Origin of the sequence: Micromonospora sp. WMMA1976, assembly GCF_027497335.1 — a bacterium.
In the GTDB taxonomy this organism is placed as follows: domain Bacteria; phylum Actinomycetota; class Actinomycetes; order Mycobacteriales; family Micromonosporaceae; genus Micromonospora; species Micromonospora aurantiaca.
This window is the reverse complement of sequence record NZ_CP114912.1, coordinates 3,454,238-3,474,855: the sequence shown is the minus strand read 5'-3', so window position 1 is coordinate 3,474,855 and position 20,618 is coordinate 3,454,238. Positions and strand designations below refer to the sequence as shown.

Here is a 20,618-nt window from a genome sequence, read left to right as displayed (position 1 = left end):
GTGCCCGACGACCTCCGCAGACTTTCACCACCGGGTTCTCGGGGGATCTGTAGGACGACGTATGTCGGGCACCCGCAACCATTAGTCGTGTAGTCGACGCGAGAGGTACGAGTCCGGCCCGGAGGCCGTAGAACGGTGCGGGGACCTGTGACTAGGCTGCGTTCCATGGCCAGCGACGTGGACACGGCACCGCTCGTCGGCCGTACCGGGACGATGGCGACGCTGCGGTCGGCGCTCTACGACGACCTGCGGCCCGGGCAGACCGGCGCGGTGTTCCTCACCGGAGAGAGCGGAGTGGGCAAGACCCGCCTGCTGACCGAGGTCGGCGAGCAGCTGCGGCAGACCGGCGCGCTGGTGCTCACCGGCACCTGCCTCGACATCGGAGACGCCTCGCCGTTGCATCCGGTACGGCAGGCGCTGCGCCGGCTCGAGGCCGAGCAGTCCGAGGCGCGCACCACCTCGGCGATCCGCGGGGTGTTGCAGGTCTTCGACGAGGAGACCCCCGGCCCGGACGGGGCCGGTGCGCTGCTGGAACGCGTCGCGCAGGGCCTGCACGTGGTGGCCGGCGGACGGCCGCTGGTGCTCGTCCTCGACGATCTGCAGTGGGTCGACCGCAGCACCCGCCAGCTCCTGCTCTACCTGCTGGCCGGCCTCGGCGACCTCCAGCTCTCCGTGCTGGCGGCGATCCGGGCGGAGTCGCTGCGCGGCGCGCATCCACTGCGCCGGGTGCTCACCGAGCTCCGCCGGCTGCGCTCGGTACGGGTGATCGACCTGCTGCCGCTGGACCGGTCCGCCACCGACGAGCTGGCCGCCGCCGTGGTCGGCGCGCCGCTGCCGCCGGAGGCCGCCGACCAGCTCTGGCAGCGCAGCGGCGGCAACCCGTTCGTGGTGGAGGAACTGGCCCGCGACCGGCGCGACGGCCGCGACGGTCTCTCCGACACGCTGCGCGAGGTGTTCCTCGACCGGGTCGACGCGCTGCCGCAGCCGGCGCACGCGGTGGTGCACGCGGTGGCGGTCGGCGTCGAGCCGGTCGAACACTGGCTGCTGGCCCAGGTGGTGCGGCTGCCCGAGGACGAGCTGCTCGACGCGGTCCGGGAGGCGGTCGCGCACCGGCTGCTGGTCGGCGCCGACGACGGCTACCGGCTACGGCACCGGCTGGTCGCCGAGGTCCTGGCCCACGAACTGCTGCCCGCCGAGCGGGCCGCGCTGCACCGCCGTTACGCCGAGGCGCTCACCGCCGTACCGGCCGAGCTGCACCAGGCCCGGCTGGCCCACCACTGGCGGCACGCGGGGGAGCCGGGCCGGGCGCTGCCCGCCGCGATGGCCGCGGCCCGCGAGGCGGAACGGCTGCACGGGTACGCCGAGGCGCACCGCCACTGGTCCGCCGCGCTGACCCTGGCCACCGAGCCGGCCGCCGTGCTGCCCGACGGGGCGCGGCCCGAGCCGGTCGAGGTGGACCGGGCCGAGCTGCTCAGCCACGCCGCCGAGGCCGCGCACCACAGCGGTGAGCACGCCCGCGCCCTGACGCTGCTGGAGGAGCTGGCCGACGACCCGTCCGGCCCGCCGGTCTGCGCGCTGCGTATCCGCCGGGCCCGCTACCTGGCCGCGGCCGGCCGGTCCGCCCCCGCCGAGCAGGAGTACCGGCAGGTGCTGGACTCGCCCGACTGCACGCCGCGGGAGCGGTGCACGGCCGCCGCCCGGCTGGCCGAGCTGCTGCTGCACCTGGGCCGCTACGCCGAGGCCGGTGACCAGGCCCGGGAGGCCCTCACGCTCGCCGCCGACGTGCCCGGTACCACCTCCGAGGTGGTGATGGCCAGCGCCGCGCTCGGGTTCAGCGAGGCGTTCCTGGAGGATCCGGCCGCCGGGCTGGCGGTGATGCGCCGGGCGCTGGACACCGCCGAACGGTCCGGCCGGCCGGAGGACGTGGCCTGCGCGTATCTGCACCTGGCCGAGCTGCTCACCGGCCCGCTGAACATCCTCGAGGAGGGGGTGGTGGTGGCCCGCCGGGGCGCCGACCGGGTCGCCGAGCTGGGGCTCGGCCGCACCTGGGAGACCCGGCTGCTGGCGGTGGCGACGAACGGGCTGTTCCGGGTGGGGCAGTGGGCCGAGGCGGAGAAGGTGGTCGCCGCCGCGCTGCGGCACCGTCCCTCCGGGGCCGACGCGGTCGAGCTGCTGCTGGCCCGGTGCCGGCTCTCCGTCGGGTACGGCGACGTCGAGGCGTCCGACCGCGATCTGGAGGCGGTGGCGACGGTGCTGGCCGGCGGCGGCGCCCGGCACGTGCTGCCGATGCTCATCCTGCGCGCCGGCCTGGCCATGTGGCAGGGCCGGCACGACCTGGCCCGGCAGGCGGTGCAGCGGGGCCTGACCGAGAGCCGCTCCGACGACGTGATCGTGCTGGCCACGCTGGCCTGGCACGGGCTGCGCGCGGAGGCCGAGGCGGCGGCCGGCCGGACGATCGAGGTGGACCCCAACGCGGTACGCCGGCTGCGCGAGGTGGTCGACCGGGTGACCGGCAAGAGCGCCAAGGCGGGCGCGCCGGTGCGGTACGTCGCCGAGGGGTTCCTCGCGCTCTGCGACGCCGAACTGAGCCGGCTCGACGACGGCCGTGGCGACCCGGCGCTGTGGGAGCGTTCCGCGCTCGAATGGGACCGGCGCAACCACCCCTACCCGGCGGCGTACTCGCGGTTGCGGCAGGCCGAGGCGCTGCTGGCCCGCCGCAGCCGGGTGGCCACCGCCGGCAAGCTGCTGCACCGGGCGTACGCAATGGCCCAGTCGCTCGGCGCGGTGCCGCTGACCGCGGAGATCCGTACCATCGCCTCGCGGGCCCGGGTGCCCCTGGACGCCGCGCCGGATCCCGCGCCGGTGCCCCGGCAGCGGGCGGCGGCGCCCGCCGGACCGGCGGTGGACGAGCTGGCGACGCTCACCGCCCGGGAGCGGGAGGTGCTCGCCGCGGTCGCCGAGGGGCTGACCAACCGGGAGATCGGCCAGCGGTTGTTCATCAGCGAGCGGACCATCGGCGTCCACGTCTCGCACATCTTCGACAAGCTCCAGGTACGCACGCGGGTGCAGGCCAGCGCCATCTTCCTGCGCAACGGCGTGGAGTAGGCGTACGTCGCCAATACGTCGTTCGACGGATCCGCCGGGTGGACGGCGCCTGGCAGGCTGTCCCGCGGAACAGGGGTGGTGGCGTCGTGGGGGCGCCGGGGGCGCGGTGGAGGAGAGATGACCGAACCGGTCTGGGGTCCTGTGCACCAGGACATCGTCGGGTTGCTCGCCGACCACCCCGCCGACGTGCCGGCGGTCGTGGACCATCTGACCAAGCTGCAGGACCTGCTGGTCCGGCTGCCGCCGCTGGAGGAGAGCTGCCCGCTCGCCGACTTCAACAAGCTCTACCTGGTCATCACCAGCACCGTGCTCGACGGCCTGTACGACGACCGGTTCTGCGACCCGGCGTTCCTGGCCCGGCTGGACGTGGAGTTCGCGGCCCGCTACTTCGAGGCGCTGCGGTTCTGGACCGACTCCAGCCCGAGCACCCCGAAGGCGTGGTCGTGCCTGTTCAAGCGGATGCGCGGCCCGGACGCCCGACCGCTGCCGTCGGCCGCCGCGGGCGTCAACGCGCACATCAACTACGACCTGCCGTTCGCGCTGGTGACCACGTTCGACAGCCTGGAGTCCGAGCCGATCGACGGCAGCGACCAGCACCGCGACTACCTGGAGATCAACAAGATCTTCGCCGAGCGGATCCCGGACCTGCGCCGTGGCTACCTGGACAACTGGCAGCTCATGATCGACATGGTGAACGGCGAGATCGACGACTGGTACCAGGGCGAACTGGTGGAGTACACCCGGAACGTGGCCTGGCGCAACGCGCAGAAGATCTGGCGCTGCCGGCACGACCCGGACGCCCGCGAGTGTGAGCGGACGCGGCTGGACGACAACGCCGCGCTGCTCGGCCGGCTGCTGCTGTCGCCCCTCGGGGCGTTCCTGCAGTAGCCGGGACGGGGGGTTCCCGCGTCCCGCCGTCCGGGCGCGGGACGCGGGAACGCCGCCCGGGGGTGTCGAGCCCGCCGCACCGGGTACCTCGGCGCCGTGCCACCAGACGAACCGGCCGGCCCCGGGGCGTTCCCGCCGGGCCCGGCCCGCCGCTTCCCGTTCCGCTTCGACCCGGCGTTCCGGCTGCCGCTGGCACTGCTCGGCGTCCGGCCCGCCACGGCCTGGCTCGACTGGGGCCCGGACGCGTTCGTCGTCCGGTTCGGGCCGTGGCTGCTGCGCACCACGCCGGGCAACGTGACCGGAGCCGAGGTGAGCGGGCCGTACCGCTGGTGGCGGGCGATCGGCCCGCACCTGTCGGCGGCCGACGGCGGGGTGACCTTCGGCACCAGCGTGGCCGGCGGGCTCTGCCTGCGCTTCGCCGAGCCGGTGCCGGCGCTGGCCCCCGGCCCCTGGGTGCGGCACCCGGCGGTCACCGTGACGGTGGCCGACCCTGCGGCGGTGCGCGCCGCGCTGACCCGCGGACCGGATCTTTGACCGGTTCGGCCGGGCCGCGCCCGGGACAACCCCTACCGTCTTCATAGGGACGAAGGGGAGCAGATGGGGCAGGCGGGGGAGCCGGAACAGCCCCGGCGTACGCGGGAGCGGCGCCGGGAGGCGCACGCTGCCGCCGCGGCCCGGGCCGGTCGGCACGGCGACCACGCCGAGCGGGCCGGCCGTACCGTGCCGGAGCTGCCGGAACGGGTGGCGGCCCCGACGCGGCCGGCGGCACCGGCGGGCCGCCTGCACCGGTGGTTGTTCGCCCACCGGGTCGAGCCGGTCGGCCCGGAGGTCCGCGAGCACCAGACCCGGTCCCACCCGTGGTGGCAGGTGATGTGCCTGACCGGCGTCGACTACTTCTCCACGCTGTCCTACCTGCCCGGCATCGCCGCCGTCGCGGCCGGCGCGCTCAGCCCGCTGGCCACGCTGCTGATCGTGGCGCTGACGCTGCTCGGGATGCTGCCGATGTACCGCCGGGTGGCCCGGGAGAGCCCGCACGGGCAGGGTTCGGTGGCCATGCTGGAGCGGCTGCTGCCGTTCTGGCGCGGCAAGATCTTCGTGCTGGTGCTGCTCGGCTTCGTCGCCACCTCGTGGATCATCACGATCACGCTGTCCGCCGCCGACGCCAGCGTGCACCTGCTGGAGAACCCGGTGCTGCCGGGGTCGTTCCCGCACGGCGGCACCGCGGCGGTGCTGGTCACCGTGGCGCTGCTGCTCGTGCTCGGCGGCGTGTTCCTGCTCGGGTTCAGCGAGGCCGTGCAGGTCGCCATTCCGCTGGTGGCCGTGTTCCTGGCGTTGAACGCGGTGGTGGTGGTCGCCGGGGTGGCCGAGGTCGTCGCCGATCCGGGCCTGCTCGGTGACTGGACGGGCCGGCTGACCGACGCCGGCGGGCCCGGCGACGTCCTGGTCACCAGCGTGCTCGCGTTCCCGCTGCTGGTGCTCGGCCTGTCCGGGTTCGAGACCGGGGTGAGCATGATGCCGCTGGTGCGGGGCGAAGGGGAGGACGCGCAGCGGCGGCTGGACGCCCGGATCCGCAACACCCGCCGCCTGCTCACCGCCGCCGCGCTGATCATGTCGGTCTACCTGATCGCCACCACGTTCGTGACCACAGTGCTGATCCCGCCCGAGGCGTTCGACCCGGGCGGTCCGGCGAACGGCCGGGCGCTGGCCTTCCTCGCCCACGAGCACCTCGGCGAGGCGTTCGGCACCGTCTACGACATCAGCAGCGTGCTCATCCTCTGGTTCGCCGGCGCCTCGGCGATGGCCGGGCTGATCAACATCGTGCCCCGCTACCTGCCGTCGTACGGCATGGCCCCGGAGTGGGGGCGGGCGGTGCGCCCGGTGGTGCTGGTCTACACCGCGATCAGCATCGCCATCACGATCGCCTTCTCCGCCGACGTGAACGCCCAGGCCGGCGCGTACGCCACGGGCATCCTCGCGATGATGGTCTCCGGCGCGATAGCGGTGACCATCGCGGCGGTGCGCGCCCGCAGCCGCGCCGCCGGGGCCGGGTTCGCGCTGCTCACCGCCGTGCTGCTGTACGCGCTGGTGGAGAACGTGGTGGAGAAGCCCGACGGCATCACCATCTCCGGGTTCTTCATCGCCGGGATCGTCGCGGTGTCGCTGATCTCCCGGGTCACCCGGACCACCGAGCTGCGCGCCGAGCGGATCGAGTTCGACGAGGCGGCCCGCCGCTTCGTCGACGAGTCGGTGGCCCGGGACGGGCGGTTGCACCTGATCGCCAACAAGCGGCAGCGCGGGTCGGTCAAGGAGTACCGGGTCAAGGAACGGGCGCAGCGGTCGATGAACCCGGTGCCGGGCGCCGCCGACGTGCTGTTCCTGGAGATCGACGTGAGCGATCCGTCCCAGTTCAGTCAGGTACTGCGGGTGCACGGCGTGGAGTCCGGCGGCTACCGGATCCTGCGTACCAGCAGCCCGGCGGCACCGAACGCGATAGCCGCGATCCTGCTCGCGTTGCGGGACGCGACGGGGGTGCGCCCGCACTGCCACTTCGAGTGGTCGGAGGGGAACCCGATCGCGCACCTGCTGCGCTACCTCATCCTCGGCCGGGGCGACACCCCGCCGGTGGTGCGGGAGATCATCCGCAAGTCCGAGCCGGACCCGACCCGCCGCCCCGGCATCCACGTCGGCGGCTGACGCGCGAGTGACCGGCGAGCAGCGGGACTAGCCGAGCGCGCGGACCCGGGCGAGCAGGTCGCTGGCGCAGAAGTCCAGGAAGCCGTCCGGGTCCGGCCCGGCGTTCTGCAGCACGATGTGGTCGAAGCCGGCCTCCACGTACGTCCGCGCCTTCTCCACGTGCGGCGCCACGTCCGGGCCGACGGAGAACTGCTGCCGGATGTGGTGGTCCTCGACCCAGGTGGTGGCGGCGTCGAAGTTCACCGGGTTGGGCAGCTCGCTCATCACCTTCCAGCCGGTGATCGCCCAGCGGCTGGTCTCCCGTGCCGCGCGCACCGCCGTCTCCTCGTCGGTGGCCCAGGCCATCGGCACCTCGGCGTAGCGCGGGCCCTGGCCGCCGGCGTTGCGGTACTGGTCGACGATCGACGACTTCGGCTCGGTGGCGAACAGGCCGGTGCCCAGCTCGGCCGCGAGACCTGCCGACTCCCGGCCGCTCGCCGCCACGGCGATCACCGGCGGCTGCTCGGGCAGGTCCCAGATGCGGGCGTCCTCCAGTTGCAGGTGCCGGCCGCCGTACGAGCGGTAGCCGCCCTGCCAGAGCAGCCGGATGATCTCCAGCGCCTCGCGCAGCCGCTCGTGCCGCCCCCGTACGCTGGGGAACCCCTGCCCGACGACGTGTTCGTTGAGTCGTTCCCCGGCGCCCACCCCGAGCGTGAACCGCCCGTCGGAGATCAGCGCCATGGTGGCGGCGGCCTGCGCGACGATCGCCGGGTGGTAGCGGACCGATGGACAGGTGACGCCGGTGGCGAGGCCGAGGGTGGTGGTGCGGGCGGCGATCGCGCCGAGCGCGCTCCAGGTGAAGCAGGAGTGCCCCTGCGCCTCCAGCCAGGGGTGGTAGTGGTCGCTCATCTCGACGAAGTCGAAGCCGGCCTCCTCGGCCCGGATCGCCTGCCGGATGAGTTCCTGGGGCCCGAACGCCTCCGAGGCGAGCTTGTAGCCGATGCGCATGCCCGGTTCTCCGTTCCGTCGTCGCGGAACCGCTGCCGTTCCCACCGGTTCCGGCGGCAAACCAGGCGGAACCCAGCCTCCTAGGACGCCGTAGGAGTGGTGACGGTCCGCGCCGCGGACACGAAACGGCCCGCGCTCGACGGGCGGGCGCGGGCCGGGAGGGGAGTACGGGAGCGGCGGCCTACTTCGACGGCTCGGGGAGCTTGCAGTCCACCTTCGGGTTGGCGCCGATGTAGTTCAGCGGGCCGGCCACGATGGTGACCAGGATCGTGCCCGCCTCCGCACAGTTGGTTTCGTCGTTGCCGTAGTAGCCGCGCTGACCGGCGGCGATGGCGCCGATGATGAGCCAGATGACGACCAGGACGCCGACTATCGAGGTGCCGCGCATCAGTTGCCTCCACTGGGGTCGTGGTGGATTCGAGGTGGAGGCCTTGTACCCCGTCCGGGTGATCCGCCAAACGGCGCGCAGGTGCCGGCACGGCCGATTCCGATTACCTCAGTGCGGCGGCATCGGCTCCTCCGGCGGGCGGCCCCGGCTGCGGCGGTAGTCGGCGAACGCCACTCCGGCCAGGACCAGCATCGCCCCGGCCGAGGCGTAGACCGGCGCGAGGAACAACCCGGCCGGCGCGATCGACAGCAGCGCCAGCACCCCGCCCGGCCGCGACGGCGAGACCCGGCTGAACACCTCGTACTCGAAGGCGGCCCGCCCGGCCAGGAACAGCGCCGGCCCGCCGAGGATCACCGCCAGCCAGGCCGGCGGCGTGTGGCCGGTCGGCTCCAGCAGGACCAGGTCGAACCCCGCCGCGGTGGTCACCACCCCGGCCACCATCAGCAGATGGGTGTACGGCGCGGTGTTGAGAAACCGGCTCGGCTGGGCGGCCCGGGCGATGGCGTGCGGCAGCAGCTCACCGGACTTGTGTACGTAGACGCGCCAGAGCAGCAGCGTGGTGGCGAACGCGATGGTGAAGGCGGCCAGGTTCTCCAGCTCGGAGTGGTGCAGGCTGAACACGGTGCCGGCGACCAGCACGGCGTCGCCCAGCGCGATGATGAAGAACTGCTGGTACCGCTCGGACAGGTGCTCGGCGGTCACGTTGCGCTGGGCCTCCGGCACCGCGCCCAGACCGGGCACCGGGTACGCCAGACGGAACCCCAGGTAGTCGATGGCCAGGGCGGCGGCCCAGAACCACAGGCGGGCGGTGCCGTGCGCGGCCAGCGCGCCGACCAGCCAGGGCACCGCCGACACGGCGAACCAGACGAAGATACGCAGTGCCCGGCGGTTGCTCTGCGGGTGCCGCCGGACGGCGGGCATGAGGAACAGGCCGCGTCCGAGATGGATCGCCACGTACGTGCCGGCGAACACCAGCCCTCGGGCGCCGAACGCCTCCGGGATGGCGGTGGTCATCAGCAGGGCGCCGAACATCACCGCCACGATCAGCAGCTTGATCTCGGTGCGCCGCGGGTCGTAGATGTCGGTGACCAGCGTGGTGATCGCCCACGTCCACCAGATCGCCATCAGCATGACCAGCGACTCGGCGGCCCGCTCCCAGGTGACCGACCCGACCAGGTTGCGCGAGATCAACGCCAGCGCCACCACGTAGACCAGGTCGAAGAAGAGTTCGAGCAGCGTCACCCGGCGCGGCGCCTCCGGATCGCGGACCGGCGGTCGCCGGTCGGCGGGCTCCGGCGCTGCGGTGGGCACGAGATGCTCCTGCGGGTGGCGGTACGCGCGGCGGGCCGTCCCGGCCCTTCACCGACGGTAGCGACGCCCGTCCCCGCACGGTCGGCTTTCCGGCATACCGGTCAGGCGTGGGGTGATGGGGTGGGTGGTGGTGTCACCACTTCGGGTTCTGGTGGGCGGTGTGTCAGTTCGGGGAGGTGGCGGGGTCGGTGGGGTGATGATGTAGCCGGTCCGGTACTGGCGGGTGGGAAACGCGCCAGGCCGGTGGCGACCATCGTCACCACCGGCCTGGAACACGGGGGAGCGTCTACTCGGCGCCGGCCGGGAGCACCCGGTCGGCGTCCGCGCCGGCACCCGCCAGCACCTTTGCCTGCTGCGGCCAGGTGGCCAGACCCGGCGCGGAGCGCAGGCCGGCGGCCTTCACCGTCTGCCGCAGCGAGGCCTCGTCCAGCTCGGCGAGCTGCCGGTAGGTGCGGATCCCGGCGTCCTGCAGGGCGGTTGCCAGCTTCGGCCCGATGCCCTGGATCCGCCGGAAGTCGTCCGGCGCGTCGGTGTCCGCCGCGGCGGGTACGTCGTTTTCGACCGAGGTACGCGGGGCGGGCACGGCGACCGGCTCGGTGGCCTCGACCGGCGCGGCCTCGGTGGCCGGCGCGTCGATGGTTGCGCCGATCGCGGGCTGCTTCTCCTCGACCGGCTCGTCCACGTCGGCGGTGGCCGGAGCCGTCACCGGCTCGGCGTCGGCCACGGGCGCGGCAACCGGTTCGGTGGACACCGGCTCGGTCTCGGACGTCGCCGACATCGGCTCGGACACGACCGGCTCGGACACGACCGGCTCGGACACGACCGGCTCGGACACGACCGGCTCGGACACGACCGGCTCCGATACTACGGGCTCGGACACTACGGGCTCGGAGACGGCCGCGTCGGAGGCGGCGGGGGAGGACGCGGCCGGCTCGTCGTCGGAACGGGCGGCGGTGGCGACGGCCGGCTCGGCGGTCGGGGACTCGGCGGGGGCGGGCTCGGACACGGTGGCTGCGGCCGGGGGCCCGTCGACCACAGCGACCGGACGCGGCTCGTCGACGGTGGCGGTCACCGCGGGGGCGGTCTCCACCGTGGGCGTCGCCGGAGTGCCGGACCGGCGGCGGCCGACGAAGAACCAGCCGACGCCGAATCCGATGAGCAGGGCCAGGATGACGAACAGCCACTGCCCGAAGCTCGACGGCATGGCCAACCTCCTTCTATGTACGTGCACGACGGTGGCGAAAGACTCGGGGCAGCTTCGCACACGCGCGCGGCGCACGACAGGCAGCCCGGGGTCGGGCCGCAGCGGTGGGACCGGCGGTGTCGGCCGGTGCCCGGAGGATGACCGAGCGTGTGCCGGAAGGCGGGTCGAACGGCTCGGAGAACGGGGAGACGCCCCGGAACCTGGGTGCCGTGCGTGGTTCCGGGGCGTCCCGTCCGTCGCCCGTGGCCGGTCAGTGGATCCGGTCGGGCGCAGGGGTGTCGGCACAGTCCCAGCTGTAGAAGCAGCCGGCTACGGCGTCGCGGGGCGAGTGCCAGGTCGGCAGGTACGGGGAGGTGTGCGCGGACAGCCGCTTGTTCACCTGTTCGTAGAGCGGGTTGTCGCGCAGTTCCGCGGTCAGGCCGGGGGCGACGTCGACGGTCTCCATCAGATGGACGCACAGGTCGTGCAGGTAGTACAGCGACCGGTGCCGGACGCCGGTGAGGTGCGGCAGTTCGGTGGCGTCGGCCTCGGCGAAGATCTGCGCCACCCGTCCCTGTGCGCCCGGCACGATCCGGCTGACCACCAACAGTCGACTCATAGTGACCCCTCTCGCCGCCGCGGTGCTGGCTTCACCGTGCCGGTCGCGCTGTCACCTCGCCGTCACCGCGTACCCCGGGGCATTGATGGTGGTGGCGATGGTGAGGCGGGGGCGCGCGGCGCCGGCTTGGCGGTCCGGTCCGTGCGGCGCGGCGGCGGCTCCGGGCGGCTGGCCCGGCGGATCGGCGCGAGGGTGTCGTCGAGCAGCGCGGTCATCGCCGGGGACGGCTCCAGGCGCAGCTCGCGCAGCAGCAGGTCCCGGTAGACGTAGAAGGAGTGGACCGCCTCGAACGCGTTGCCCTCGGCCAGGTGGATGCGGACCACCAGGCGGTGCGGGGTCTCCCGCAGCGGTTCGGCGGCCATCGCCTCCAGCGCCGCCTCCAGCGCCTCGCCGTGCCGTCCGGCGGTGAGGTGGTTGCCGGCGAGTTCCTCCAGCATGTGCAGGCGCAGCTGGCGCAGCCGTTCGCGTTCCAGCAGCACCCAGTCGTCGTACCAGCCGGGGAGCAGGTCGTGGCGTCCGGCGCCGGCGGCGCCGCGCGGGACGGCGCCCTCGCGGACCAGCGCCGCGGTCTCCACCAGGTCGTCCACGTCGAGGCGGACGGTCGGTCCGAGGCGGACGGTGTCGCCGTCGGTGCGCAGCGGGCAGCACGGATCCTGCCGCAGCCGCCACAGCGCGGTGCGCAGCGACGACAGCGCCCGCTCTTCAGGCGTCTCGGGCCACAGCAGCCCGGCGAGGTGGCTGCGGGTCGCGGCCGGGCGCAGGCCGATCAGCGCGATGACGCGTTGCAACCCCCGGGGTACGACCACGGGCGTGTCGTCGTGCAGCAGCTGGAAGCCGCCCAGCAGATGCAGTGACACCCGTGGGGCGGGTTCGCCCGCCGTCGGCATTCTCGATCCACCCGACACGGCGCACCCCCCAGCACCGGAACCCTCGTCCCGACCGTTTCGCGTTGCCCGGACCGCCGCCCGCGACGCCGGTGTCGGAACGCCTCCGCCACGGCCGGAAGCTCCACCGTGGCCGGGCTGACCGAGACGCAGAATATCAACGCCTGTTACTCTCAGTCAACGGTCGGTCGGTCACCTGACTATCCGTAGTGGGCTCGGTAATACGCCCGTGATCTGCGAAGAAGTGTCGTCACCCGGGGGCCGGAAAGCGATCTTCCCATAGCTCGCGCACAGCTTGCGTCAACGCAGCGTCACCATGTTTGTGGCCCGATGGGGCCCGGTTGACGCCCGGTAGACGCCGTCGGCGCGACCGTGTGGCAATCCGTGCGGCGCGACCGGTTCGCCGCGCACCGGGACGTCCAGGAGGCGCGAATGGACCGTTCGCTCATCGTCGCCAAGGTGGTGCCGACGGCCGAGGACCGGGTGGCCGAGATCTTCGCCGAGTCCGACGCGACCGAGCTGCCCGGCCTGGTCGGGGTCCGGCACCGTTCGCTGTACCGGCTGCACGACCTCTACGTCCATCTGCTGGAGACGGAGACGCCCGCGCAGGGCGCGGTGGAGGACAACCGCGGGCATCCGGAGTTCATCCGGATCAGCGAGCGGCTGCGGCCGTACATCTCGCCGTACCTGCCGACCTGGCGGTCGCCGCGCGACGCGATGGCGCACTGCTTCTACCGCTACGACGCGCCGGCCCACCGGTACGACACCGCCGGGCGGCCACTGTGACCACGACCGCCCCGCGCGACGAGCAGCTCTGGTCGAGGTGCGACGGATGCGCGTCGCTGCTCTACCGCAAGCGGCTGCGCCGGAACCTGGACGTCTGCCCGGAGTGCGGCTCGCACGCGCGGCTGGACGCGCCGGACCGGGTGGCGCAGCTGGCCGACCCGGACTCGTTCGTCCCGCTGCCGGACCGGGCGGTACGCGTCGACCCGATCGAGTTCGTCGACGAGTTGCCGTACCCGCACCGGCTCGGCGCGGCCCGCGCGGCGACCGGCCTGGACGAGGCGGTGCTCTGCGGCACCGCCCGGCTGGGCGGGCACCCGGTCGCGCTGGCGGTGATGGACTTCCGCTTCCTCGGCGGCAGCCTCGGCTGCGCGGTCGGTGAGCTGATCACCCGGACCGCCGAGCGGGCGCTCGCCGACGGCATCCCGCTGGTGCTGGTGACCGCGTCGGGCGGGGCGCGGATGCAGGAGGGCGCGCTGTCGCTGATGCAGATGGCCACCGTCAGCCAGGCCCTCGCCGGGATGCGGGAGGCGGGCCTGCTCACTGTCAGCGTGGTCACCGATCCCACGTACGGCGGGGTGGCCGCCTCCTTCGCCACGAACACCGACCTGGTGCTGGCCGAGAGCGGCGCCCGGCTGGGCTTCGCCGGCCCTCGAGTGATCCGCCAGGTCACCGGCGCGAAGCTGCCGGAGGGCTTCCAGACCGCGGAATACCTGCTGCGGCACGGCCAGGTGGACATGGTGGTGCCCCGGCACGCGCTGCGGGGCCGGCTCGCGGCGCTGCTCGCCGCCGCCGAGGCGGGCCGCCGCGCCCCGGAGACCGCGCCCGCCCCGCGCCCGCCGGCCACCGCGCCCACAGCGACCACGCGGCCGGACCGCGACCCCTGGGAGACGGTACGCACGGCGCGGCACCCGGGCCGGCCGACCACACTGGACTACCTGGAGACCGCGTTCGACGGTTTCGTGGAGCTGCACGGCGACCGGCTCGGCGCGGACTGCCCGGCTGTCGTCGGCGGCATCGCCCGCCTGGACGGACGGCCGGTGATGGTGATCGGCCACCAGAAGGGGCACACCACAGCCGAGCTGGTGACCCGCAACTTCGGCATGGCCAGCCCCGCCGGTCACCGCAAGGCGCTGCGGCTGATGCGTCTCGCGGCGCGGCTGCGGCTGCCGGTGGTGACGCTCGTGGACACGCCCGGCGCGGACCCGGGGGTGAGCGCCGAGCAGCAGGGCCAGGCGGCGGCGATCGCGGAGAACATCCTCGCGCTCACCGTGCTGCCCACGCCGGTGGTGGCGGTGGTCACCGGGGAGGGCGGCAGCGGCGGCGCGCTCGCGCTCGCGGTCGCCGACCGGGTGCTCATGCTGGAACACGCCGTCTACTCGGTGATCAGCCCGGAGGGCTGCGCCGCGATCCTCTGGCCGGACAGCTCGGCCGCCCCGCAGGCGGCCCGCGCGCTGCGGCTCACCGGCGCCGACCTGTGCCGCCTCGGCGTCGTCGACGAGCTGGTGCCGGAGCCGCGCCCGGCCGCCCACGCCGACCCGGGCGGCGCGGCCGAGCTGCTGCGCCGGGCCGTGGCGGCGAACCTCGCCCCGCTGCTCACCGTCCCTCCGGCCACGCTGGTCCGCCGCCGCCGGCAGCGCTTCCGCCGCTTCGGCGCGGCCCGCGCGGCCGGACCGTCCCCGGCTGCCTCCCCGGCCGGTGGCCGGGCGGAGGTGGCGTGATGGCGGACGCCGAGGCCGAGCAGGTGCTCGACGGGCTGCGCCGGCAGGCCCGCAAGCTCGTCGCCGACCTGGCCGGGCCGGTGCGCCGGGTGCGGCTGCGCACCGGCGAGTCGGTGCTGGAGGTCGAGTGGCACGACCCGGCGGCACCGGCGCAGCGCGCCGCCGAACCGGCCGGGGCGCTGCCGGCACGGGCCGCCGAACCCGCCGCGCGTGCGGCGCCGTCGACCGACCGGCCGGTCGTTCGCTCACCGGTGGTCGGCACGTTCTACCGCGCTCCCGAACCCGGCGCGATGCCGTTCGTCGCGGTCGGCGACATGGTCCGCCCGGGCCAGGTGGTCGGCATCGTCGAGGCCATGAAGCTGATGAACGAGGTGACCGCCGGCCAGGCCGGACGGGTGGTCGAGGTGCTTGTCGACGACGGCAAGCCCGTCGAGTACGACCAGCCGCTGATCGCCCTGGAACCGGTCACCGGACAGGACTCCTGATGTTCGACAAGGTGCTGATCGCCAACCGGGGCGAGATCGCGCTGCGAGTGCTGCGCGCCTGCCGGGAACTCGGCGTGCGCACGGTGGTGGTGCACTCCAGCGCCGACGCCGACTCGCTGCCGGTACGGCTCGCCGACGAGGCGGTACGGATCGGCCCGGCGGCCAGCCGGCGCAGCTACCTCAACGCGGCGGCGATCGTGGAGGCCGCCCGGCAGACCGGCGCGCAGGCGGTCCACCCCGGCTACGGCTTCCTGTCCGAGGACGCCGACTTCGCCGAGATCTGCGCCGAGAACGGGCTGGTCTTCGTCGGCCCGCCGCCGCAGGTGATGGCCGCACTGGCGGACAAGTCGACCGCCCGCGCGCTGATGAGCGCAGCCGGGCTGCCGCTGCCGCCGGGAAGCGTCCGGACACTGCCCAGCGTCGGCGAGGCGCAGGAGGTGGCCGCCGAGGTGGGCTACCCGGTGATCGTGAAGGCCGCGGCGGGCGGTGGCGGGCGCGGCATGACAGTGGTGCGTTCGGCCGCCGAGCTGCCCCGCGCGTACGCCCGCACCCGCGCGGCCGCGCAGGTCGCGTTCGGCGACGACCGTGTGTACGTCGAGCGGTATCTCGCCGACGCGCGCCACGTCGAGGTGCAGGTGCTCTGCGACGGCCACGGCAACGGTGTGCACCTGGGCACCCGGGACTGCTCGGTGCAGCGCCGGCACCAGAAGCTGATCGAGGAGGCGCCCGCGCCCGCGCTGCGGCAGGCCACCCTGGACACCGTCGCCGAGGTGGCGCTGCGCGGCGCGCTGTCGGTCGGCTTCACCGGCGCCGGGACGGTGGAGTTCCTGGTCGACGAGGCCGAACGCTGCCACTTCCTGGAGATCAACTGCCGGATCCAGGTGGAACACCCGGTCACCGAGATGGTCACCGGCATCGACCTCGTGCAGGAACAGTTGCACGTGGCGTACGGCACGCCGCTGCGGCTGCGCCAGTCCGACGTACGGCTGGACGGCGTGGCGATCGAGTGCCGGGTCAACGTGGAGGACCCGGACCGCGACTTCGCGCCCGCACCGGGCCGGCTGGACCGGTTCCGCCCGCCGGGCGGCCCGTTCACCCGGGTCGACACCCACGGGCACGTCGGCTACCTGGTCAGCCCGCACTACGACTCGCTGCTGGCGAAGGTGGCGGTGTGGGCGCCGGACCGCGACGCCGCACTGGACCGGCTCGACCGGGCGCTGGCCGAGTTCGACGTGGCCGGTCCCGGCGTGCGTACCACCATCCCGTTCGCCCGGCGGGTGCTGCGCGACCCGGCGTTCCGCGCCGCCCGGCACACCACCGCCCTGGTGGAACGCCTGCTCGCCCCGCCCGCCGACGACGCGGCCGGGGCGCCCCCGGCGCGGGCCGTCGTGCCCGACCCGCGCGCTGCGGCCGAGCCGGGCAGCCGTACCCCCGTCAGCGCCGTGCCCGCCGCCGGCCCGACCACCTGGAGGAACCGATGACCGTCGCCCCCGACCGCCCGCTCGCCCGTGAGATCACCGACATCCTGGTCACGCACTGCGGCCTGGACCCGGACGCCGCCGCCGGCGCGCCCGCCGCGAGCCTGGAGGAGCTGGGCATGGACTCGCTGGCGCTGCTCGAACTGTCAGCGGTGGTGGCCGACAGGTGGCGGGTGAAGATCCCCGAACAGGCCGGGCAGCTCAGCATCGCCGGCGTCGCCGACCTGGTGGCCCGCAAGGCGGACCCGCCCGGGCACACCGAGAACGCCGTGGAGATCGCCGCGCCGCTGCCGCTGGTCTGGGAGATCACCAACGACGTGGCCCGGTGGCCGGACCTGTTCACCGAGTACGCGACCGCGGAGATCCTGCACCGCGACGGCGCCACCGTGCGCTTCCGGCTCACCATGCACCCGGACTCCAACGGCGTGGCGTGGAGCTGGGTCAGCGAACGCACCGCCGACCCGGCCACCCGCGAGGTGCACGCCCGGCGCGTCGAGACCGGCCCGTTCGAGTACATGCGCATCCACTGGCGCTACGACGAGACGCCCGGCGGCACCCGGATGACCTGGACGCAGGACTTCGCGATGAAGCCCGACGCGCCCATCGACAACGCCGGCATGACCGACCGGATCAACACCAACAGCACGATCCAGCTCGCCGTGATCAAGGAGAAGATCGAGCGGGCGCACGCGGGAGGCGCGCGATGACCGACACCACCACCGCCCGGGTCTCCGTCCACGACGTACCCGCCGACCGCCGCCGGGGCGGGGAACTGCGGGTGCTGCTCGGCCCGAAGACGGTCGGCAGCACCTCCGGATTCATGGGCGTCGCCACGCTCGCGCCGGGGGAGCGGATCGCCGAGCACTACCACCCGTACAGCGAGGAGTTCCTCTACGTCGCCCGCGGCGCGATCACCGTCGACCTGGACGACACGCCGGTGCCGGTCGCCGCCGGGGAGGCGCTCTACGTGCCGAAGGACGTGCGGCACCGGCTGCGCAACACCGGCGACGAGCCCGCCGAGGTGGTGTTCCACCTCGGACCGCTCGCCCCCCGCCCGGAACTCGGCCACGTCGACACCGAGAGCGCCGCACCGCCGCCACGGGAGCCGTCGTGACCGGCCGCCGTACCGTGGTCACCGGCATCGGCGTCGTCGCACCCGGCGGAGCCACCCGGGACCGCTTCTGGAAGACGATCACCGAGGGACGTACCGCGACCCGACGGATCAGCTTCTTCGACCCGTCGCCGTTCCGGTCGCAGATCGCCGCCGAGTGCGACTTCGACCCGGACGCCGCCGGGATCACGCTCGCCGAACGGCAGCGCGCCGACCGGTACGTGCAGTTCGCGCTCGCCTGCTCCGCCGAGGCGCTCGCGGACAGCGGCCTCGCCCTCAGCGACGCGCAACGGGAACGCGCCGGTGTGGTGCTCGGCACCGCCGTCGGCGGGACCATGGCGCTGGAGCAGGAGTACGTGCGGGTCAGCGACTCCGGCCGGCACTGGCTGGTCGACCACGCGCTCGGCGGGCCGTACCTCTACCAGGCGCTGGTGCCCAGCAGCCTGGCCGCCGACGTGGCCTGCCGGCACGGCCTGCACGGCCCGGCGCAGGTGATCTCCACCGGTTGTACCTCCGGCATCGACGCCATCGGGTATGCCCACCAGCTCGTCGCCGACGGCGAGGCCGACGTGGTACTGGCCGGCGCGGCCGACTCGCCGATCTCCCCGGTCACCGTCGCCTCGTTCGACGCGATCGGCGCGACCAGTCCGGACAACGACGACCCGGAGCACGCCTCCCGGCCGTTCGACGCCGACCGGCACGGGTTCGTCCTCGCCGAGGGCGCCGCGGTGCTGGTGCTGGAGGAGGCCGAGCACGCCCGCCGCCGGGGCGCGCACGTCTACTGCGAGGTCGCCGGGTACGCCAGCCGCAGCAACGGCTTCCACATGACCGGGCTGCGCCCGGACGGCGCGGAGATGGCGGTGGCTATCAGCGACGCGCTGCGGCAGGCCCGGCTGGCCCCGACGGCCGTGTCGTACGTCAGCGCGCACGGCTCCGGCACCCGGCAGAACGACAGGCACGAGACTGCGGCGTTCAAGCGGGCGCTGGGGGAGACGGCGTACCGGGTGCCGATCAGCTCGATCAAGTCGATGGTCGGCCACTCGCTCGGCGCCATCGGCTCGATCGAGATGGCTGCCTGCGCGCTCGCCATCGAGTACGGCGTGGTGCCGCCCACCGCGAACTGGACCACCCGCGACCCGGAGTGCGACCTGGACTACGTGCCGAACGAGGCCCGGGAGGTGCCGGTGGATGTGGCGTTGTCGGTGGGCAGCGGGTTCGGCGGCTTCCAGTCGGCGATGGTGTTCCGCCGGCTGGCGGCGGTGCCGACATGACCGCGCGTGCGGTGGTGACCGGCATCGGCGTGGTCGCGCCCAGCGGCGTCGGCGCCGAGGCGCACTGGAACACCGTGCTCGCGGGCACCCGGCGCACCGGGCCGATCACGCTGTTCGACCCGGAGCGGTACCCGACCCGGGTGGCCGGGGAGGTGGCCGGCTTCGACCCGGCCGGGTTCAGCGACACCCGGCAGCGGGTGCAGACGGACAGGTGGACGCACCTCGGCTTCGCCGCCACCAAGCTGGCGCTCGCCGACGCCGGGCTGCCCGAGGTGTCGCCCGACCCGTACAAGTGGGCGGTCACGCTCGCCAGCTCGTCGGGCGGCAACCTGTTCGGGCAGCGGGAGCTGCAACGGCTCTGGGGCGGGCCGAGCCGCACCGTCGGGGCGTACCAGTCGATCGCCTGGTTCTACGCGGCGAGCGTGGGGCAGCTGTCGATCCGCCACCAGTTCAAGGGGCCGTCCGGGGTGACCGTGTCCGAGTCCGCCGGCGGGCTGGACAGCCTGGCGCACGCGGTGCGCACCATCCGCCGGGGCACACCCGTGGTGATCGCCGGGGCGACCGAGTGCCCGCTGAGCCCGTACGCGCTGGCCTGCCAGCTCCGTTCCGGCCTGCTCAGCGACGTGTCCGACCCGGAGCGGGCGTACCGGCCCTTCGACGTCGCGGCGAGCGGGTACGTGCCGGCCGAGGGCGGTGCGGTCTTCGTGGTGGAGGAACTGGGCCACGCGCTGTCCCGGGGTGCCCGCGTCTACGGGGAGGTCACCGGCTGGGCCGCCACCCACGACGCCGCGCCCACCGACCCGGCGGTCGGCCCGGACCCGGCCCACTACGCCCGCGCGCTGCGGCTGGCGCTGGAGCGCGCCGGGGTACGGCCGCACGACGTGGACGTGATCTGGCCGGACGCGCTCGGCGTGCCCGCGTACGACCGGGCCGAGGCGGCGGCACTGCACACCGTGTTCGGCGACCGGACCCCGCCGGTGACCACGCAGAAGCCGCTGACCGGCCGGGCGCACCAGGGCGGGTCCGCGCTGGACGCGGCCACCGCGCTGCTGGCGTTCCGCCACGGGATGCTGCCCGCCTCGGCCGGCCCGGACGAGCCGGCGCCTGGCTGCGAGCTGACGTTCCTGCGGCGGCCCCGCCCGCCGCGCAGCCGGATCGCGCTGGTCGGGGCGCGCGGCTTCGACGGGTTCAACAGCGCGCTGGTGCTGCGCGGCGCCGCGCCCCCACCGGCCGGCGAACGCTGACCGTCACGACGGCCGGGCCAGGTACGCGGTCTTCGCGTCGCCGGAGAACCCACAGGCCAGATAGAAGGCGTGGGTCGCGGGCGAGCGCGACCCGGTCATGAGCATCGCCTTGTAGCAGCCCGCGTCCCAGGCGGCCCGCAGCGTGCCGGCCATGATCTGCCTGCCCAGGCCGGTGCCGCGCCGCGACTCGTCGACCACCACGTTCTCGACGACCGCGTACGGCGACGCCGACCGGCTCAGGTTGGGGATCACGTTGAGGTACGTGGTGGCGACGACCGTGCCGTCCAGGTCGAGCACGAACAGGTGCAGCCCTTCGGTGGACAGGATCCGCGAGAAGGCCCGTTCGTCGGAGCCGTCGCTCAGGTGCGGGTCGTCCGGGTTCAGCTGCCGGTAGAGGCGGATGAGCTGCGGGAAGCCGTCGGGCCGGGCGGTACGGAACATACCGGGAGCGTAGTCGCCGGCCGTC

At 74.2% G+C, this 20,618-nt stretch carries 19 protein-coding genes; 12 read left to right on the top strand and 7 right to left on the bottom strand.

Annotated elements, in window-relative coordinates:
• Positions 1-165: 165 nt before the first annotated feature.
• From O7546_RS16145 to O7546_RS16130, 4 genes are all read left to right on the top strand, one after another.
• The gene (locus O7546_RS16145; RefSeq protein WP_194799234.1) at positions 166-3,105 is read left to right on the top strand and encodes a helix-turn-helix transcriptional regulator; all 2,940 of its coding nucleotides are present in this window, start codon (positions 166-168) and stop codon (positions 3,103-3,105) included.
• A 117-nt stretch (positions 3,106-3,222) separates the two neighbouring features.
• Positions 3,223-3,993, top strand: a complete 771-nt coding sequence (locus tag O7546_RS16140; RefSeq protein WP_194799235.1) for a DUF5995 family protein — start codon at positions 3,223-3,225, stop codon at positions 3,991-3,993.
• A 96-nt stretch (positions 3,994-4,089) separates the two neighbouring features.
• Positions 4,090-4,527: a hypothetical protein gene (locus O7546_RS16135; protein WP_194799236.1), complete on the top strand. Its 438-nt coding sequence runs from the start codon at positions 4,090-4,092 to the stop codon at positions 4,525-4,527.
• A 63-nt stretch (positions 4,528-4,590) separates the two neighbouring features.
• Positions 4,591-6,687, top strand: a complete 2,097-nt coding sequence (locus O7546_RS16130) for an amino acid transporter (RefSeq protein WP_269697117.1) — start codon at positions 4,591-4,593, stop codon at positions 6,685-6,687.
• A 27-nt stretch (positions 6,688-6,714) separates the two neighbouring features.
• On the opposite strand, the gene O7546_RS16125 is transcribed toward O7546_RS16130, so the two are convergent.
• The 6 genes from O7546_RS16125 to O7546_RS16100 all read right to left on the bottom strand — a co-directional run bounded on the left by O7546_RS16125 (position 6,715) and on the right by O7546_RS16100 (position 12,080).
• Positions 6,715-7,674, bottom strand: coding sequence for a TIGR03557 family F420-dependent LLM class oxidoreductase (locus O7546_RS16125; protein WP_269697116.1), 960 nt, complete (start codon positions 7,672-7,674; stop codon positions 6,715-6,717).
• A gap of 181 nt (positions 7,675-7,855) precedes the next feature.
• Complete coding sequence (locus tag O7546_RS16120; RefSeq protein ID WP_013286658.1) at positions 7,856-8,062, bottom strand: hypothetical protein; 207 nt, start codon at positions 8,060-8,062, stop codon at positions 7,856-7,858.
• A gap of 108 nt (positions 8,063-8,170) precedes the next feature.
• Entirely contained in the window at positions 8,171-9,373 is a 1,203-nt protein-coding gene (locus O7546_RS16115) for a low temperature requirement protein A (RefSeq protein ID WP_281599199.1), read from the bottom strand.
• 286 nt (positions 9,374-9,659) lie between these two features.
• Entirely contained in the window at positions 9,660-10,577 is a 918-nt protein-coding gene (locus tag O7546_RS16110; protein ID WP_281599197.1) for a helix-hairpin-helix domain-containing protein, read from the bottom strand.
• 250 nt (positions 10,578-10,827) lie between these two features.
• Entirely contained in the window at positions 10,828-11,175 is a 348-nt protein-coding gene (locus O7546_RS16105; RefSeq protein ID WP_269697114.1) for a TcmI family type II polyketide cyclase, read from the bottom strand.
• Between the two features lie 62 nt (positions 11,176-11,237).
• Positions 11,238-12,080, bottom strand: a complete 843-nt coding sequence (locus O7546_RS16100) for a BTAD domain-containing putative transcriptional regulator (protein ID WP_281599194.1) — start codon at positions 12,078-12,080, stop codon at positions 11,238-11,240.
• A gap of 411 nt (positions 12,081-12,491) precedes the next feature.
• On the opposite strand from O7546_RS16100, the gene O7546_RS16095 reads away from it, so the two are divergent.
• The 8 genes from O7546_RS16095 to O7546_RS16060 are packed head-to-tail and all read left to right on the top strand — an operon-like array spanning position 12,492 to position 20,152.
• Entirely contained in the window at positions 12,492-12,845 is a 354-nt protein-coding gene (locus O7546_RS16095; RefSeq protein ID WP_194799242.1) for a TcmI family type II polyketide cyclase, read from the top strand.
• A complete protein-coding gene (locus O7546_RS16090; protein WP_194799243.1) occupies positions 12,842-14,563 on the top strand; it encodes an acetyl-CoA carboxylase carboxyltransferase subunit alpha in 1,722 nt (573 codons plus the stop codon). Before O7546_RS16095 ends, O7546_RS16090 begins: the two co-directional genes overlap by 4 nt.
• Positions 14,563-15,048, top strand: a complete 486-nt coding sequence (gene accB / locus O7546_RS16085) for an acetyl-CoA carboxylase biotin carboxyl carrier protein (protein ID WP_194799244.1) — start codon at positions 14,563-14,565, stop codon at positions 15,046-15,048. Before O7546_RS16090 ends, accB begins: the two co-directional genes overlap by 1 nt.
• Complete coding sequence (locus tag O7546_RS16080; protein WP_194799245.1) at positions 15,048-16,529, top strand: acetyl-CoA carboxylase biotin carboxylase subunit; 1,482 nt, start codon at positions 15,048-15,050, stop codon at positions 16,527-16,529. Before accB ends, O7546_RS16080 begins: the two co-directional genes overlap by 1 nt.
• Positions 16,526-17,233: an SRPBCC family protein gene (locus O7546_RS16075; RefSeq protein ID WP_269697112.1), complete on the top strand. Its 708-nt coding sequence runs from the start codon at positions 16,526-16,528 to the stop codon at positions 17,231-17,233. Before O7546_RS16080 ends, O7546_RS16075 begins: the two co-directional genes overlap by 4 nt.
• Positions 17,230-17,640, top strand: coding sequence for a cupin domain-containing protein (locus O7546_RS16070; RefSeq protein WP_013286648.1), 411 nt, complete (start codon positions 17,230-17,232; stop codon positions 17,638-17,640). Before O7546_RS16075 ends, O7546_RS16070 begins: the two co-directional genes overlap by 4 nt.
• A complete protein-coding gene (locus O7546_RS16065) occupies positions 17,637-18,908 on the top strand; it encodes a beta-ketoacyl-[acyl-carrier-protein] synthase family protein (protein ID WP_194799247.1) in 1,272 nt (423 codons plus the stop codon). Before O7546_RS16070 ends, O7546_RS16065 begins: the two co-directional genes overlap by 4 nt.
• Complete coding sequence (locus O7546_RS16060; protein ID WP_194799248.1) at positions 18,905-20,152, top strand: beta-ketoacyl synthase N-terminal-like domain-containing protein; 1,248 nt, start codon at positions 18,905-18,907, stop codon at positions 20,150-20,152. The genes O7546_RS16065 and O7546_RS16060 overlap by 4 nt, the downstream gene beginning before the upstream one ends.
• 3 nt (positions 20,153-20,155) lie before the next feature.
• Here O7546_RS16060 and O7546_RS16055 read toward each other — a convergent pair whose 3' ends face one another.
• Positions 20,156-20,593, bottom strand: coding sequence for a GNAT family N-acetyltransferase (locus tag O7546_RS16055; RefSeq protein ID WP_281599188.1), 438 nt, complete (start codon positions 20,591-20,593; stop codon positions 20,156-20,158).
• Between the last annotated feature and the right edge of the window lie 25 nt (positions 20,594-20,618).